The 15031-nt window shown below is 42.3% G+C and carries 9 protein-coding genes; 2 read left to right on the top strand and 7 right to left on the bottom strand.

Translation table 11 applies throughout. The features are described 5' to 3' along the window. Positions 1 to 181: 181 nt before the first annotated feature. Positions 182 to 1297, top strand: a complete 1116-nt coding sequence (locus JSY38_RS17685) for a PQQ-dependent sugar dehydrogenase (RefSeq protein ID WP_205114486.1) — start codon at positions 182 to 184, stop codon at positions 1295 to 1297. Between the two features lie 13 nt (positions 1298 to 1310). Here JSY38_RS17685 and JSY38_RS17680 read toward each other — a convergent pair whose 3' ends face one another. The 4 genes from JSY38_RS17680 to hrpA all read right to left on the bottom strand — a co-directional run bounded on the left by JSY38_RS17680 (position 1311) and on the right by hrpA (position 9707). Further along, positions 1311 to 3488, bottom strand: a complete 2178-nt coding sequence (locus JSY38_RS17680) for a putative bifunctional diguanylate cyclase/phosphodiesterase (protein WP_205114484.1) — start codon at positions 3486 to 3488, stop codon at positions 1311 to 1313. 121 nt (positions 3489 to 3609) lie between these two features. Further along, entirely contained in the window at positions 3610 to 4680 is a 1071-nt protein-coding gene (locus tag JSY38_RS17675; protein ID WP_205114482.1) for an ABC transporter substrate-binding protein, read from the bottom strand. A 129-nt stretch (positions 4681 to 4809) separates the two neighbouring features. Next, positions 4810 to 5775 carry an MlaA family lipoprotein gene (locus JSY38_RS17670; RefSeq protein ID WP_205114480.1) on the bottom strand — a complete coding sequence of 322 codons (966 nt, stop codon included), beginning with the start codon at positions 5773 to 5775 and terminating at the stop codon, positions 4810 to 4812. A 56-nt stretch (positions 5776 to 5831) separates the two neighbouring features. Further along, positions 5832 to 9707: an ATP-dependent RNA helicase HrpA gene (hrpA, locus tag JSY38_RS17665; protein ID WP_205116941.1), complete on the bottom strand. Its 3876-nt coding sequence runs from the start codon at positions 9705 to 9707 to the stop codon at positions 5832 to 5834. 184 nt (positions 9708 to 9891) lie between these two features. On the opposite strand from hrpA, the gene cysK reads away from it, so the two are divergent. Continuing rightward, on the top strand, positions 9892 to 10857 hold the full coding sequence (cysK, locus tag JSY38_RS17660) for a cysteine synthase A (protein ID WP_114412256.1): 966 nt from the start codon (positions 9892 to 9894) through the stop codon (positions 10855 to 10857). Positions 10858 to 10990: 133 nt separating this feature from the next. On the opposite strand, the gene JSY38_RS17655 is transcribed toward cysK, so the two are convergent. The 3 genes from JSY38_RS17655 to JSY38_RS17645 all read right to left on the bottom strand — a co-directional run bounded on the left by JSY38_RS17655 (position 10991) and on the right by JSY38_RS17645 (position 15021). Continuing rightward, positions 10991 to 11239 carry a hypothetical protein gene (locus JSY38_RS17655; protein ID WP_205114478.1) on the bottom strand — a complete coding sequence of 83 codons (249 nt, stop codon included), beginning with the start codon at positions 11237 to 11239 and terminating at the stop codon, positions 10991 to 10993. Between the two features lie 142 nt (positions 11240 to 11381). Beyond that, positions 11382 to 14105 carry an AAA domain-containing protein gene (locus JSY38_RS17650; RefSeq protein WP_205114476.1) on the bottom strand — a complete coding sequence of 908 codons (2724 nt, stop codon included), beginning with the start codon at positions 14103 to 14105 and terminating at the stop codon, positions 11382 to 11384. Positions 14106 to 14220: 115 nt separating this feature from the next. Then, the gene (locus JSY38_RS17645) at positions 14221 to 15021 is read right to left on the bottom strand and encodes a class II glutamine amidotransferase (RefSeq protein ID WP_205114474.1); all 801 of its coding nucleotides are present in this window, start codon (positions 15019 to 15021) and stop codon (positions 14221 to 14223) included. Between the last annotated feature and the right edge of the window lie 10 nt (positions 15022 to 15031).

The raw sequence follows: 15031 nt of genomic DNA, 5'->3' as shown, positions 1-15031 counted from the left end.
AATAATGTTTGCATTATTGCAGCAAAATGCTGTATTCAACGCCTTAATTAGCGCTAATTTAAATACTTCTTTAAACTGGGCAAGCATTCCGCAATTGTTAAGGAAATAGCAAGCCCCCGCCTCTTCTATTGATTATTTTGTATATACTAAGACAGTGAAATTTGCGAGAAGAGGTCGCCTTATGAAAACTTGGATTCTATTTTTAGCTAGCCTAATGGCGCTAAATACTAGCGCCTCGGATGCCATCCTTGATGATTCATTAAACGTTGATCAAGTCACTCAATTCGATGGCATACCTTGGGGCATTGCCATACTCAGTGATCAAGAAGCTATCGTCACCATAAAAAAAGGTGAGACTTATAAAGTCAATCTAGTCAGTGGTAAATCCCAAGCACTGAAAGGTTTGCCCGAAGTAGATAGCCGTGGCCAAGGTGGTTTACTGGATGTTGCCATTCCGCCAACCTTCAAGACTCAAGGATGGCTATACTTCACTTATGCCAAGCCTACAAAAGATGGCGCTAATACAACACTGGCAAGAGCAAAATTAACCAACAACTCATTAACCGATTGGCAAGATGTGTTCGTCACAGATTCAGCCACCAGCACAACAAAGCATTATGGTGGTCGTATCGCGTTTGATGACAAAGAACACGTTTTTTTCTCTGTAGGTGATCGCGGTGTTCGTGATAATGCACAAGACTTAACCAACCATGCTGGCAGCGTGATTCGTCTAAACTTGGACGGCACTGTGCCAACTGACAATCCATTTGTAACTCATGCCAATATTCGCAATGAGATATGGAGCTATGGTCATCGTAACCCTCAAGGGCTGTTTTACGATACGGACACAGACACACTTTGGTCTAATGAGCACGGCCCAAGAGGCGGAGATGAAATCAACCTCATTCGTCCTGGCGCTAACTATGGCTGGCCGATTGTGTCTTATGGTAAGGAATATTGGGGGCCGATCAATGTGGGCGAAGGCCAAACAAAAGTCGGCATAGATAACCCAGCCAAAGTATTTATCCCTTCAATTGCACCTAGCAGTTTGATTCGTTATAGGGGCATGTTGTTTTCAAATTGGAATGGTGACTTTTTATCGACTGCTTTAGCGTTAAGACATTTGAATAAAATTAAAATCGATAAAAATGGCGAAACAACGGAAACTCGCTACCTGCAACATTTGGACGAGCGCCTTCGCTCAATAGCTCAAGATTCAAAAGGTGCGCTGTATATCGGTACAGACTCGGGAAAATTGTTAAAAGTGACCTTAGATAATAAGATCGCATTGCAATAGCCTTACTGGGCTACTAAAGCTCTCTTGTGTGATAAATACGATACCAATTTTCTAATTCATCAAGGGTCATTGGCTTAGATAGCCAATACCCTTGAAAGAAGTCACAACCTGCCTCTTTTAAACATTGAAGCTGAAAGGGGTTTTCAATTCCCTCGGCCGTTACAGCGATATCCTGCAAATGACACAATTGTATCAGTGGCGGCAACAGCTTGGCGTATTCCGAATCCGTTACTCGCTCGGTCAGCACTTTATCGAGTTTTACCTTATTTACTGGGTAATCAATCATATGCAAAAGCGGTGTATAGCCTGCACCAAAGTCGTCAATTGCGATACTAAAACCAGCATTTTGCAAGCCATTCAACACATCAAATACAGCGCCAGTTTGTACATAACTAAAAGTTTCTGTTAACTCTAACTCAATGCTCTTATCATCTATCTGATATTGTTTTTTTAGCTCAACAAGATGCTCTAATACAACATGATGGCCCAACTCGGCAGCCGATATGTTAATCGACAAAATACATTCTTCGCCAAAAATTTCTCGTACTTTGGGAAGGCTTTTAAAAGCGGTTTCAAATACCCAATGATCTATCTTGGAATAGGACCCTGTCTGCTCAGCGATCGGAATAAACTCATCAGGCTGAATAACACCCAACTCTGGAGAGTTCCAGCGAATAAGTACTTCAAACCCTCTTATGCGGTCATCGGCAGAGGTGTAAGGCATATAAACGAGGGAGAATTCTTTATCACACTCAATCATTTTTAAGGAGTTTTCGATTGTTTTTGTGCGTCGTGCGGCCGCAGCTATATCAACGGAGTAATGCTTGTAATGATTTTTCCCTGACCGCTTGGCGTTGTACATAGCCATATCGGCATTTGCTATTAGCTCTTTTAACGTGTCGCCATCTTCTGGGTAAGAGGCAATGCCCATACTTGCAGAAACAGGAAAATAATGTTGATCTGACTTATAACCACCCACAAACAAACTCACTACAGATTTTGCCAGTTCATCCGCCTCTTCAGCGACGGCATGCGTTAACACAATCGCAAATTCATCGCCGGATAAGCGTGACACCATACAGCCACCTCTTTGTTCCAAAATAGGCTGAATCAATCGCTGCAAGTCTTGAGCAAGAAAACAAAGCAAGTCATCGCCTGCTTCATGCCCTAACTTATCATTTACAAATTTAAAATTATCCAAATCGATATAAATCAAAGACACCAACGATTTGTCTCGTTCAGCCTTGGCTAACACATGTCTAGAATACTCATAAAACCGGAACCGATTGGGTAACCCGGTTAACGTATCCGTAATCGCCATTTCATGTGTTTTCTTCAAGTTCCTTTGCAACTGTTCAAACAAAATATGAAATTTTTTACTTAGCTGCCCTATTTCACTCCTATTGGAAGAAAGTGAAATATTGTCCCTTTGAAAGTTCATCACTTCAGTAAGCTCTCTATCAAGCTCTCCAATCGGGGCAGTAATAAAACGAGAGATCAAAGAAACAAGCAGACCGAACGTAAAAATAGCCAGAAACAATGCAATGGCCGTTAATTTTATGGACAGTTGTGACAATGGCTCCACCAGCACACTTACATTAGGCTTAATCGTCAGAAATTGATTTGGGGAGAGTTCGATAGAGTAACCAAGCTCATTTATATACAACTGCGGATTGCCACTCCATTCAATGCTGGCTTCATATGCCTCTTTTAAAGATCCTAAGTAATCTGAAAACCTATCCATACGAACCGAAAAGGACAATTGAATACTGTCCTGAACATCATGCCCCCTGAATGGCAATAATGCGACTCTATCCAGTAAACGCCCTCTTATTACTGTACTGGGTAATGTATCGTAATTAAGCTGCCAATCCATTGTGACTCGGTTTTTTATCATCTGAATAGACATCTCTGTCTGCTCATCACTTATGGTTGCAAAAGGGTCTGAACTGCGTTCGAAATAAAATAGCTCTTCGCCTTCTCCGCTAAACAAAGCAAAAGAAACACGATGATTTCTGCTCAATTGTAATTGAGTCGTTAATACCGTCAGACTTTGGCTAAGGGCAATGTCTCGATAGCTAGAGGAAGTAGACTGTAAAAAGTTGGATAGATACCCTCCTTCCAGAAAAAGCGCCATCAAACTATCAACAGAAGACGCTTCCTCTTTAAAAATGCTTTGCAGTTGGTACATTCGCTGCTCCAACTTAGCTTGTTCCAATTCAATAATATTACTTTTCTGATATTGATAGATAAAATAAGTGGCGACCCCGTACCCCAAAATAATAACGGGAAGGAGTAGAAGGATAAGCCGCTTATTTAGATTCATGTATGACCTTAATAGCTTCTTGTATGCGAATGCGCTGCCTTATATTGGCATCTGATAGCATCTCAACAGACACCAACTTGTCAAAGCCCTCTTCTCTAGGGTAAATCAGTTCATCCTCTGTCATCTCCTTGCTCTGAAAACTACGAGCCTTACGATTTACCGTTGCTACACCTACCTCTTCCGAGTTTTTCGCAGCAATATTTGCTTGGCCGATATATTCAATAAAGGACAAAGCCAGCGACTGTTTCTCTGAATTAAAAGGAATCACCCAACAGTCTAACCAAACAATTGACGGCTCGTCTGGCAACACATAACGCCATACTTCTTTTCCAATAGTGTCATTCATCAGGAATTGATCACCACTGTATACAACCGCTGCGTATAGCTCGTCTTTATTTGCTGAATTCAATAAATAGGATGGTGCGTATACATATGTTAGTACGCTGTTAGTTTGTTTCCTCAACAGCTCAAACATGGCTTTAAGATCATCCTCTTTATCGGTATTAGGAGATAAGTTTAGATGAATCAAGGCAGGTGCCGTCATACTGTAATAGTCACCCAGCATGCCGATATGACCTTCTAAGTCTTCCCTTCCGGAAAATAGATCAGCCCATGCATTAATGGGCTGATCTATTTTGTCCTCTCGATATGCAATGCCCAGTGTTCCCCATAAATAAGGCACCCCATTGTCACCACAACGCTGGAGCCAATTTGGCTCAATATCACTACGATGTGCAGCATCTTTCAGATTAACAACATAGCCTAATTTTGCTAATTTTGTGGCGGATGGCGAGTCAACAATCGCAAGATCGATTAGATTTTGTGTTGTATCGGTTAAAAGTAAATCTCGGACATCTTCATCATCATAAGTAATGACCTGAACCTTTGCGCCCATAAGACTTTCCCAACCAGCAATCGTTTCTTCCGAAAGGTAATCATCCCAATTTAGAATATTGAGTGTTGGGGAGCTATAAACATTGATAGAAACGAATGTAGAAAAGAAGTAAAAGCCCCAAGTGCTAAGAGGCTTACGGTATTTAGAAAGTAAGTGATTCATTGTCTTTCTCAACAAGGGGGTTTTAAAAATATAGCACTTATCCCCAACAAAGAATCAAAATATCTGCACATTATTTGCGCAAAATCATGGAAGTGTCATAAAAAGACTCTTCCTATTTAATAATTAGCACTACTTCCCACTAGAATCATCTTCCCAGCTTGAGTCGTCATCGACAGAATCATCGCCCCAACTCGAGTCTTCATCCCCCCAGCTTGAGTCGTCATCGACAGAATCATCACCCCAACTTGAGCCTTCATCCCCCCAGCTTGAACCGTCATCTACAGAGTCGTCTCCCCAGCTAGAACCGTCATCTACAGAGTCGTCTCCCCAGCTAGAACCATCTTCTGCTGCAGTATCATCACCCCAACTTCCGTCTTCAGAACGTATTTCTTGAGCCGCTGGTTTATTTTTTGGGACATTCCCATCGTGAACTTCATATGCACGTGTTTGCAAATACACATCACGAATAAAGCTATAACGGTCACCTATGATCATGCCTTCTGCATTCAGGTATCGTGCACGAGTATCAACAGCATCCAAGCCTAATAAACCTAACTTTTCATCACTGTTCAAATCCAAAAGACCCGTTTCGTCGACATAGGTATATTCAACAGCAAACGCCGATCCATCACGGACAGTAGATGGGCCAAAGAATGGCAAGACAAGATAAGGCCCTGATGACACGCCCCAATAACCTAGCGTTTGCCCAAAGTCTTCATCGTATTTTTTCAGTCCCAATTCACTAGCAATATCAAACAGACCAAACCAGCCAGCGGTGCTGTTAATCAGAAAACGAAAAGTGGACGATGCTGTCCCATCCCACTTTCCTTGCAGAAGGTTATTGGTAATATTCCCTATTTCACCTAAGTTAGAGAAAAAGTTACTCACCCCTTTCTGAACGGGTGTAGGGGTAACTGCCTTATAACCTTGTGCTACTGGCTTTAAAACAGCGCCATCAACCGTATCATTAAAGATAAACATAGAACGATTAAAACCTTCCCATGGATCTTCTTTAGTTTCTACTGGCACATGTGCGCAAGATTGCACAAGCAATAACATAGAACCAAAAAGTAAAGTGCCCATTACTTTAAACATTTTCACTTATCCTTATAAACCTATAGCCTGGTCAGAGAACGAAGCCAATAAATAAACTAAACCAGTTTTTTAACCTCACCCCATTGCTTTGCTAAGCGCTTTTCAGAGATAGGTTCTAGCGTACCAACAGATTGCGCAAACAAGGAAATACGGTATTCCTCTAACATCCAGCGATATTTAACTAATTCTGGGTCATAGAGCGCCTTATCTTCATGGGCTTTTTTCTGTTGCGTGTATTTCAACCAAAGTGCTTCTAACTCAGACACCGAGGCGTTTTCTTTGTTCAAATGGTTTTGAAAGCGTTCCAAGCGCACTTCAATACCTTTGAAGTAACGCGGCAACTGTCCCAGCCAAAACAACGGCGTATTACCAATGAATCCTGGATAAATCAGCTGAGCTAACTGCACCTTGATATCGCCATAAACCCGCGTCCAAGGAAGAGGAATATTACCTTTCATCTTTTTAGCCACCCCCTGATAAGACGACAACACACGATAAAGCTGTTCCGCCATGTCATTCGCTACGCTGATTAAACGTGGTTTATGGGCTGTAATACAAGACTCAAATTCTTGTCGAGTTCGTGGCAAAGCTCGTCCATCTAAAAACACTTTATCCAAAACGGCATTAAGCAAATCTTCGAGCAGTGTTTCTTTTTGGCCTAATGGCGAAAAAATCAGCATGGACTCTCTTAAGTGCGGTAAGTTTTTCTGCAAATAGCGCATGTCTTTGCTCAAGGTGAGTTTGAGCAAAGTAATCACACCTTTACGATGCGTTTCGACAGCTGTGTTTTTATCGTCATACATTTTCAAGGAGACACTTTCCCCTTGAGCCACTAGTGCAGGAAACGCTGTAACCTTGATACCCGCTTGCTTAATTTCTTGGCGTTCTGGAATATCTTGATCTGGCCATGCGGTTAAGCCTTCTTGCTCATGTTGCTTTGTACCGAATTTGGCAAAGCTTTCTTCCACAAGATCACTAAATTGAGTCTGGAGTTGTGCAAGATTTTTACCCACACCAAGTACTTTGCCGCGCTCGTCCACCACCTCTAGATTCAAAGTTAAGTGAGAATCCAGCTTGTCGGCATTCCATTCATTAAGTGGAATATCAATCAAGGTTTCACGTTTAATCTGCAAGCTAAGCTGCTCTAGCAAATCCCCTTTGTCTTTCGACAAATTTGGGTATACGCGATCAACAAACTGCGGAATCGGCACAAAACGACGACGTAACGCTTTTGGCAACGCGCGCAGTAAAGCCTCACAGCGTTCTTTGATAAAACCAGGAACCGCCCAACCTAAATCTTCTAAACTCAACTGACGCAACAAACCAACGGGGACTTTTAATGTCGCACCATCGGCTTCTTGGCCAGGATCGAACTTGTAATCAATAGGTAGCGCAACACCGTTCAGACCAAAAGAATCTGGAAAAGCATGATCATCCACACTCACATCCTGATTGATCAAATCATCACGCGTCATCAGCAAGACATCGGGCGAGGTTTTCACAAAATGTTCTAGGCTTTTTAAATTACGTACATGATCAGGCAATCGTGCATTATAAAAAGCAAACACGGTTTCATCGTCGACCAAAATATCACGCTTACGCAGCTTGGCCTCTTGGGTTTCTAACGAATCAATCAAGGCTTTGTTCTTACGATAAAAGGCCTGTTTGGTGCGTAACTCACCTTCCACTAGCCCTGAACGGATAAAGATCTCGCGGGCTTCTTCAGGATTCACATGACCGTAATCAATACGACGCTTCGCAACAATAATCAGACCATAAAGCGAGACTTGCTCATGGGCCATGATACGGCCTTGGTTACGCTCGAAATGCGGATCAAAGTATTGGCGTTTTACAAACGGTGCTGCATATTCTTCAATCCAAGCAGGGTCAATACGGGCGGTGACTCGCGCATACAGTTTACTGGTCTCAACCAGCTCCGCCGCCATAATCCATTGAGGTGGTTTTTTGAATAACATGGAACCTGGGAAAATCGCCAATTTGCGAGAACGACAGCCGAGCATTTCTTTGCTGTCTTCCATCTTATTAGCGACCTGAGTAAACATACCGGCCAACAATGAGCGATGAATCGCTTCATAATGACGTTCTTCATGCTGTACTTCTTTAAAACCAAGCTGTTTACAGGCAATCATTACTTGGCGATGAATATCACGCCACTCGCGCATGCGCATGAAATTCAAAAACTGCTTACGGCAATATTGACGCAATTGATTCTGCGATAAGGCTTGACGCTGCTCTTCAAAGCGCTCCCACAAATTCAAAAATACAGCAAAATCAGAATCTTCGTCTTTATCGACAGCATGAGCTTGGTCGGATTGCGTTTTCTTGTCTTGCGGACGCTCACGAGGATCTGGAACAGATAGCGCACTAACAATAATAGCCACTTCTTTGAGTACGCTATGTTGTTCAGCCGCAATTAAGATACGACCTAATTTCGGGTCAATTGGCAACTTAGCCAACTGACGACCAATCGGCGTTAGGCGCTCTTTATTCAGCGCCCCCAGCTCCGTCAAAGCACGATAACCATCGTTGATCATGCGTTTTTCAGGCATTTCAACAAAAGGAAACTTCTCAACAGCGCCAAGCTTCAAGTTGGCCATCTGCAAAATTACCGACGCCAAGTTAGTTCTGAAAATCTCTGGGTCGGTAAACTCAGAACGATTATTAAAATCGTCCTCGTCGTACAGACGAATACAAATACCATCTGCCACACGACCACATCGCCCTGCTCTCTGATTGGCGCTGGCTTGGCTGATTTTTTCTATTGGTAGTTGCTGAACTTTGGAGCGCACACTGTAACGGCTAATTCGCGCTAAACCCGGGTCAATAACATAACGAATACCCGGAACCGTTAACGAGGTTTCTGCGACGTTGGTCGACAATACAATACGGCGACCAGAATGGGATTTGAAAATGCGCTGCTGTTCACTGGCGCTCAATCGTGCATACAAAGGCAATACTTCGGTGCCACGCAATTCAGCACGACGAAGAATCTCGGCGGTTTCTCGAATTTCTCGCTCACCCGGTAAAAACACCAGAATGTCACCCGCACCGCGATAGCCAGATTGACGCTCTTCCGCGATCAACAATTCGACTGCGTCTAAAACGCCTTGCTCCATGCTTTGGTCTTCGTCTAGTTCTTCCGAATCGGACTTGCTCAGCAAAGGCTGATAACGTACTTCTACAGGATAGGTACGACCAGACACCTCAATAATAGGCGCATTATTAAAATGCTGGGAAAAGCGCTCCACGTCGATCGTAGCCGAAGTTACAATAACCTTAAGATCGGGACGAGCTGCTAACACCTGCTTTAAATAACCCAACAAAAAGTCGATATTTAAGCTACGTTCATGGGCTTCATCTATGATGATGGTGTCGTATTTATACAGGCGTTTATCTTGCTGAATTTCAGCCAACAAAATACCGTCGGTCATCAGCTTAATGAGGGTTTCTTCGTTGCTTTCGTCACTAAAACGTACCTGAAAACCAACTTGCTCACCCAAGGTTACCTGCATCTCATCACTGATACGCTCAGCAACGCTACGTGCGGCAATACGTCGCGGTTGCGTATGTCCTATTTGCCCCGCTATGCCACGGCCAGCTTGCAGACACATTTTTGGCAATTGCGTGGTTTTACCGGAACCGGTTTCCCCTGCAATAATCACCACTTGGTTTTCTTGTATGGCTTTGATGATCTCGTCAGCGCGAGCCGCAACCGGCAGACTCTCATCGTAAGTAATCTTTGGCAAGCGAGACAAACGAGCTTGATAAAGGGTCTCAGACTGCTCAATGAGAGTATTTAGTTCCGTTTGCATACGGTCAAAAGGTAAACCTTCCTTTTGACGCTTGCTCAACTGTGTTTGTTTTTGACTTATCAGATGACGATCGCGCGTCATTACGGCATGTGTCGGCATAATAGCTAAACTAGTATCCTTATTGCTTGGCGCAGAGAAAATATTGGCAAGCACAATAACTGTGCAAAGGTCTCTATCTATATAGTTGTAAATTCTAACACCAATCCCAATGAAGGGGTTATAGTGAAAACAATTTGCTGCCATGATCAGCAGCCTCATCCACACCCAAAAAAAAGGAAATGGTATGTCACATCAAGTATTTGAAGATAATTCTCTTACCATTGGCAATACGCCTCTTGTACGTTTGAACCGCATTGGTAATGGAAATGTTTGGGCTAAGATCGAAGCTCGCAACCCTGCTTTTTCAGTCAAATGCCGCATCGGTGCCAACATGGTGTGGGATGCAGAAAAGAAAGGTATTTTGACCAAAGGCAAATCCATTGTAGAGCCATCTAGCGGTAACACAGGGATCGCTTTGTGTTTCGTTGCTGCGTCTCGTGGTTACCCAATTACCATCACAATGCCATCCAGCATGAGTGTAGAGCGCCGCCAAGTGATGAAAGCCCTTGGTGCAACTATCGTGCTAACAGAACCAGCAAAAGGCATGAAAGGCGCCATTGCCAAAGCTGAAGAAATTGCCCAAGACGAGAACTTCGTTTTGCTTCAACAATTCGATAATCCAGCCAACCCTGAGATCCATGAAAAAACCACTGGCCCAGAAATTTGGCAAGACACCAATGGCGAGATAGATGTTTTTGTTGCAGGTGTTGGAACTGGCGGCACTATTACAGGCGTTAGCCGTTACATTAAAAACACCCAAGGCAAAGCCATTGTCAGTGTTGCGGTAGAGCCAACGAGTTCGCCGGTTATCACTCAAACAATGAACGGCGAAGAGCCAACACCGTCACCACATAAAATCCAAGGTATCGGCGCAGGCTTCGTACCGAAAAACCTAGACCTTTCTATCATCGACCGTGTTGAACAAGTGTCTAACGAAGACGCCATCGACATGGCGAAACGCCTAATGCGCGAAGAAGGCATTCTGTGTGGTATTTCTTGTGGCGCTGCTGTTGTTGCAGCAGAGCGCTTAAGCAAACTAGACGAATTTAAAGACAAAAAAATCGTCGTGGTATTACCAGATTCTGGCGAGCGTTACTTGTCTACAGCCTTATTTGAAGGTGAATTCACCGACAATGAATTGGTTCAATAAGACCAAACACACCCGCTAAAAAAATCCCCCGTTTGGATCAAAATCTAAGCGGGGAATTTTTATATCCTTCCCGTTATCTATCTCAAGGGAAGGGTTAGGAAGGCGCTATTCTCTTAGGGCTGGCAGAGCTCAATTAATGAGGCTTTTTAGTACCGTATCGAACCATGTCTTTGCCATTCTCAAAGACTTCGGTGGTCACATAACGCCCTAACACCAACTGCTGATTATCATCAAGCACTGCTACAAATGGGCGACCATTGGCATTATTTGTCGCCAACGCCACACCAGATACGTTATCAAGGCCTAAGCCACCCACTTCAACCGATCGTAAAAACGTTTCAAGCTCGTCCAAGGTTTCGATCACATCATTATCATTAATCATTCGTTCTACTCTGTTACACCAATAATGGCGCTAGGATAACAGTTCTGAGAGCGAGAGAAAAATGAGAAACGGATATAAGAGTAAAACACTCTGAACGCAGAGAGACTAGTCATGCTATTGAATTACACTCTCGCTCAATAATTTAGTCCGGTTCTTTAGACGGTGTCAGCCCTAATGCCGAGCCAATAAATTGCTCTATCTTTTCTTCAATTCGACTTTCATCAGTTTTCAATCGAAATAATGTCAGCTCCGCCTTTTGTAAAATGCTGTTTTTTAAAACATCTCTTCTCTGCTGTTCTGACGTATCATGACTTCCACCATCGACTTCTATAACAGCAAAAGGTTTCTTACCAACTTTGTGGTAAATAACAAAGTCGCATCGGCTTTTAATCATAAAACGACGTTCGTATTCAGTCAGGCCTTCATAATTTCTTGCTACTAATTTATGCAGCTCCACCTCCATATGAAACATCACACTATCATAGGGTGCTGAGGATAAAATTTTGCGCAACAATTCAGCGACGATCTGTTCAGACAGAAATTCTGAGTCGTTTGGCCTCAATCGAGATCTAAGTTTATCTAAGGAAATATCATACTCACGATACAGCAAATCAAATGCTGAAATAACAGGAGATCTATAAATATTGGAAGTGCCATTATCGTAATACTCAATATAGCGAATCAATGCAGCAATAGGGCCATTTAATGCACTAAAAACACGATCTCCTGTTACCAAAGTAAACTGGTGTTTTGCTCTAGAAACCGCAACATTGATTAAATTAGAATTATCCACGAAACTCAAACTTCTTACATTGCTGGGTTTCTCATCTAATACAGTCGAAAATATAATTTTGTCGCACTCCCTGCCCTGAAATCTATGCGTTGTATCCTTTATAAAATTTGCAGGCAGATGCAATTGAGATAGATCAACTTGTGCATTATAAGGGGCGATAAAACCTATATTAGAAGTCTCATCCCAGTGGCTGCTTTTTCCCTGCTTCTGTATTTCAAGTAAAGAATCCAGTTCTCGAAGATTTTTATAACCCCGAGTATGATTTCCTTTGGACGTAACAACCAGCTGTAGAGCAACTTCACCATTATCTTGCGTCATAGGTATGAGCTGATTGTTATAGAACTGCTGGTTACAAAATTGAATGATTTTGGGGTGACATCTGTAATGTTCTTTTAATAATGTAACAGGAGCTGTACCACCAAACACTTTAAGACAAGAATCTAGCAAACTATACTTACCACAATCGTACCTTTCATCTGGTGCAGGTATTTCAGTTTCATTAAATATTGGTGGTAGCTGCTTTCTATCTCCAACAACAACCAGATTTTTAGCACAGCCAAGCGCTAAAATCCCTGGGATAATATCCTGCTGAGACGCTTCGTCGATAATTACATAGTCAAGAACTGTTCCCGCTTTAATCGAATTCACAATAGAATGCGTCCCACTACCTATAATAGGGTATCGACGTAAAAAATCGTCGATTTTAACGCGATAATTATCTGAGCTAAAAGTTTCCTTGGACCACTTTCTTTGCGAGATCTGTTGCTTAAAATAAGACATTGATGATGTCGTAACATCTTGTAAAAGCGACTCGAAATTGCCCTTTATTAGTATCTTCTCACAAGCAGCTAACTCTTCTTCTTTTTCTTTTAGCTCATCACTATAGAATTTCAGTTGTAAAGCAGAAGTCATAGCATTTAACTTATCAACACTGCTAAATGGACCCGTACGAAAAATCCGAAAGTTCAGTAATAATTCGAAACGATTTCTCAGGGTGATTGGACTATCTTTGAGAAGAGTCAGATAGGATATTAAATCTAGAGTTTTTGATTTAGATAATCGGTATTTCTTTAACAGTCTGCTAAACGGTTTTGCACTATCACTTTGATACTCTGAATTACATTTAAGTAGGTACTTATACTCTATTCTCAGCTCGTCAATTTGTGATTTCAATCCAGCAGCTTCATTCTGGGCATATAGCAGTTGCGTTAATTCTTCAACCTTCTCCTCTACGAGTGATAAATCTAGATCATCACTTTGATCAAAAGCTGGTAGTTCTGGGAGATCAGAAAAAAAATCGTTCCTTTTATCTACACTTCCTAACTTTGCGACTAGGAAATCAAGTCCGCTTTTGGCTAATTTTTCATAGATATTTTCAACAGCTGCATTGTTATTAGACAGTATTGCAACCGTTTTTCCCTGCAACAGTATGTTTGCCAAGATGTTTAATATTGTTTGAGTCTTCCCTGTGCCAGGAGGGCCCTCAATAATACTAACTTGAGAAGAGAATACTGATGCTAGTGCCTTAAGCTGACTGTCATTTATACCAAATGGAAAAATGAGGTTTTGGTGGCTCTGAATAGGCTGACTATACCCTTTGCAGTATCCATATAATGCAGTTTTAGTTGAAAGTGGGAGTTTTTCCAGTTGCCGCAAAATATTATCAGCAATACCTGAATTTGATCCACCATTTGACTTAGCAATACGTTCTCGTGAAACGGCTTTAAAATATTGAAAAACATCACTCTCACTTACATCAGACGGCTCAACTAAATGAACATCGTCATACTTCATTAAATAACGCTTAGATTTACCAGAGTACTGTAGAACAACATACTTATTTCCATAAACAACCGCTTGATCTACCTGCTCAACTCTATGGCTATCCTTTCGTGTAAGCAGCTTATTTTGCATTTCTTCTGTAGGAGATATTTTGCACTTACTTAGAGGGAGTTTAAACTCTTTTCCAGATGGGAAGCTGCATGTAAGCCACAGACTCTCACCTGATTGGCTTATCTTCCAATCACTTATCTGTTTGGTCTTATCCTGACCGTCCATAATGATTGAGACCATAATTTGCTCATATATTTATAATATTAAAGTAATCGATCTGAGTCAGAGTAAATATTTCTTTTGAAGAAAGAGGACAAAAAAAGGGCTTTGTCGGGATAAATCCTGACCTGTAAAACTAAGCCTTTTCTAACAAGTCTTCCGCTTTGATCTGACAAACCACTTCGCCACCTTCAAACACACACAACTCGCCCTCTTCCATTTGTTGCCATGTTTCATCGTGGGTTAGTGGTTGCGTGGCGATCATGGTGACGACGTCTTTATCTGTGGTGACTTCTTTAAAATCAATAATGACGTCTTCGTCGGACAAGGTGGCTTTTTTAAACGGTGCTCGGCGGGTGATCCAATGCAGCTTGGTGGTACAGAAGCAATATAAGCGCACACCATCCGAGAGCATCATGTTAAACACGCCCATGGTTTTAAGGTGCAAAGCCAACCCTGAAAGAACTTCAGACACTTCTGTTAAAGCAGGCTCCTTATCACCAAAACGTGTTTGCAGTTGTTCAACGATCCAGCAAAATGCTCGCTCTGAGTCCGTACTCCCTAATGGGTGATAATGCTCTATTGGCAAAGATTCAGACGATTCTAATTGACCATTATGAGCATAAGTCCACGTTTTCTCCCACAACAAGCGATTAAACGGGTGTGTGTTCAATAGACTTACCGCACCGACGTTCGCTTGGCGTATATGGCCAATCACTATGTCGCATTTTAGTGATGTATTGCTGATGACTTCTGCCATATCTGAATCAGCACTAGGCCTTGGATCATGGATTGCCCAAACATAGCCATCACGATACATAGCCATTCCCCAGCCATCTTTATGGGGGCCGGTACGACCTCCTCGGGCACGTAAACCAGAAAAACTAAAACATATATCCGTTGGCACATTTGCACTCATGCCCAATAACTCACACATCGTTTACATC

This window comes from Marinomonas foliarum (genome assembly GCF_016906065.1).
Taxonomy (GTDB): domain Bacteria; phylum Pseudomonadota; class Gammaproteobacteria; order Pseudomonadales; family Marinomonadaceae; genus Marinomonas; species Marinomonas foliarum.
The sequence above is the reverse complement of the archived record's forward strand: the minus strand, read 5'-3'. Positions and strand labels throughout refer to the sequence as shown.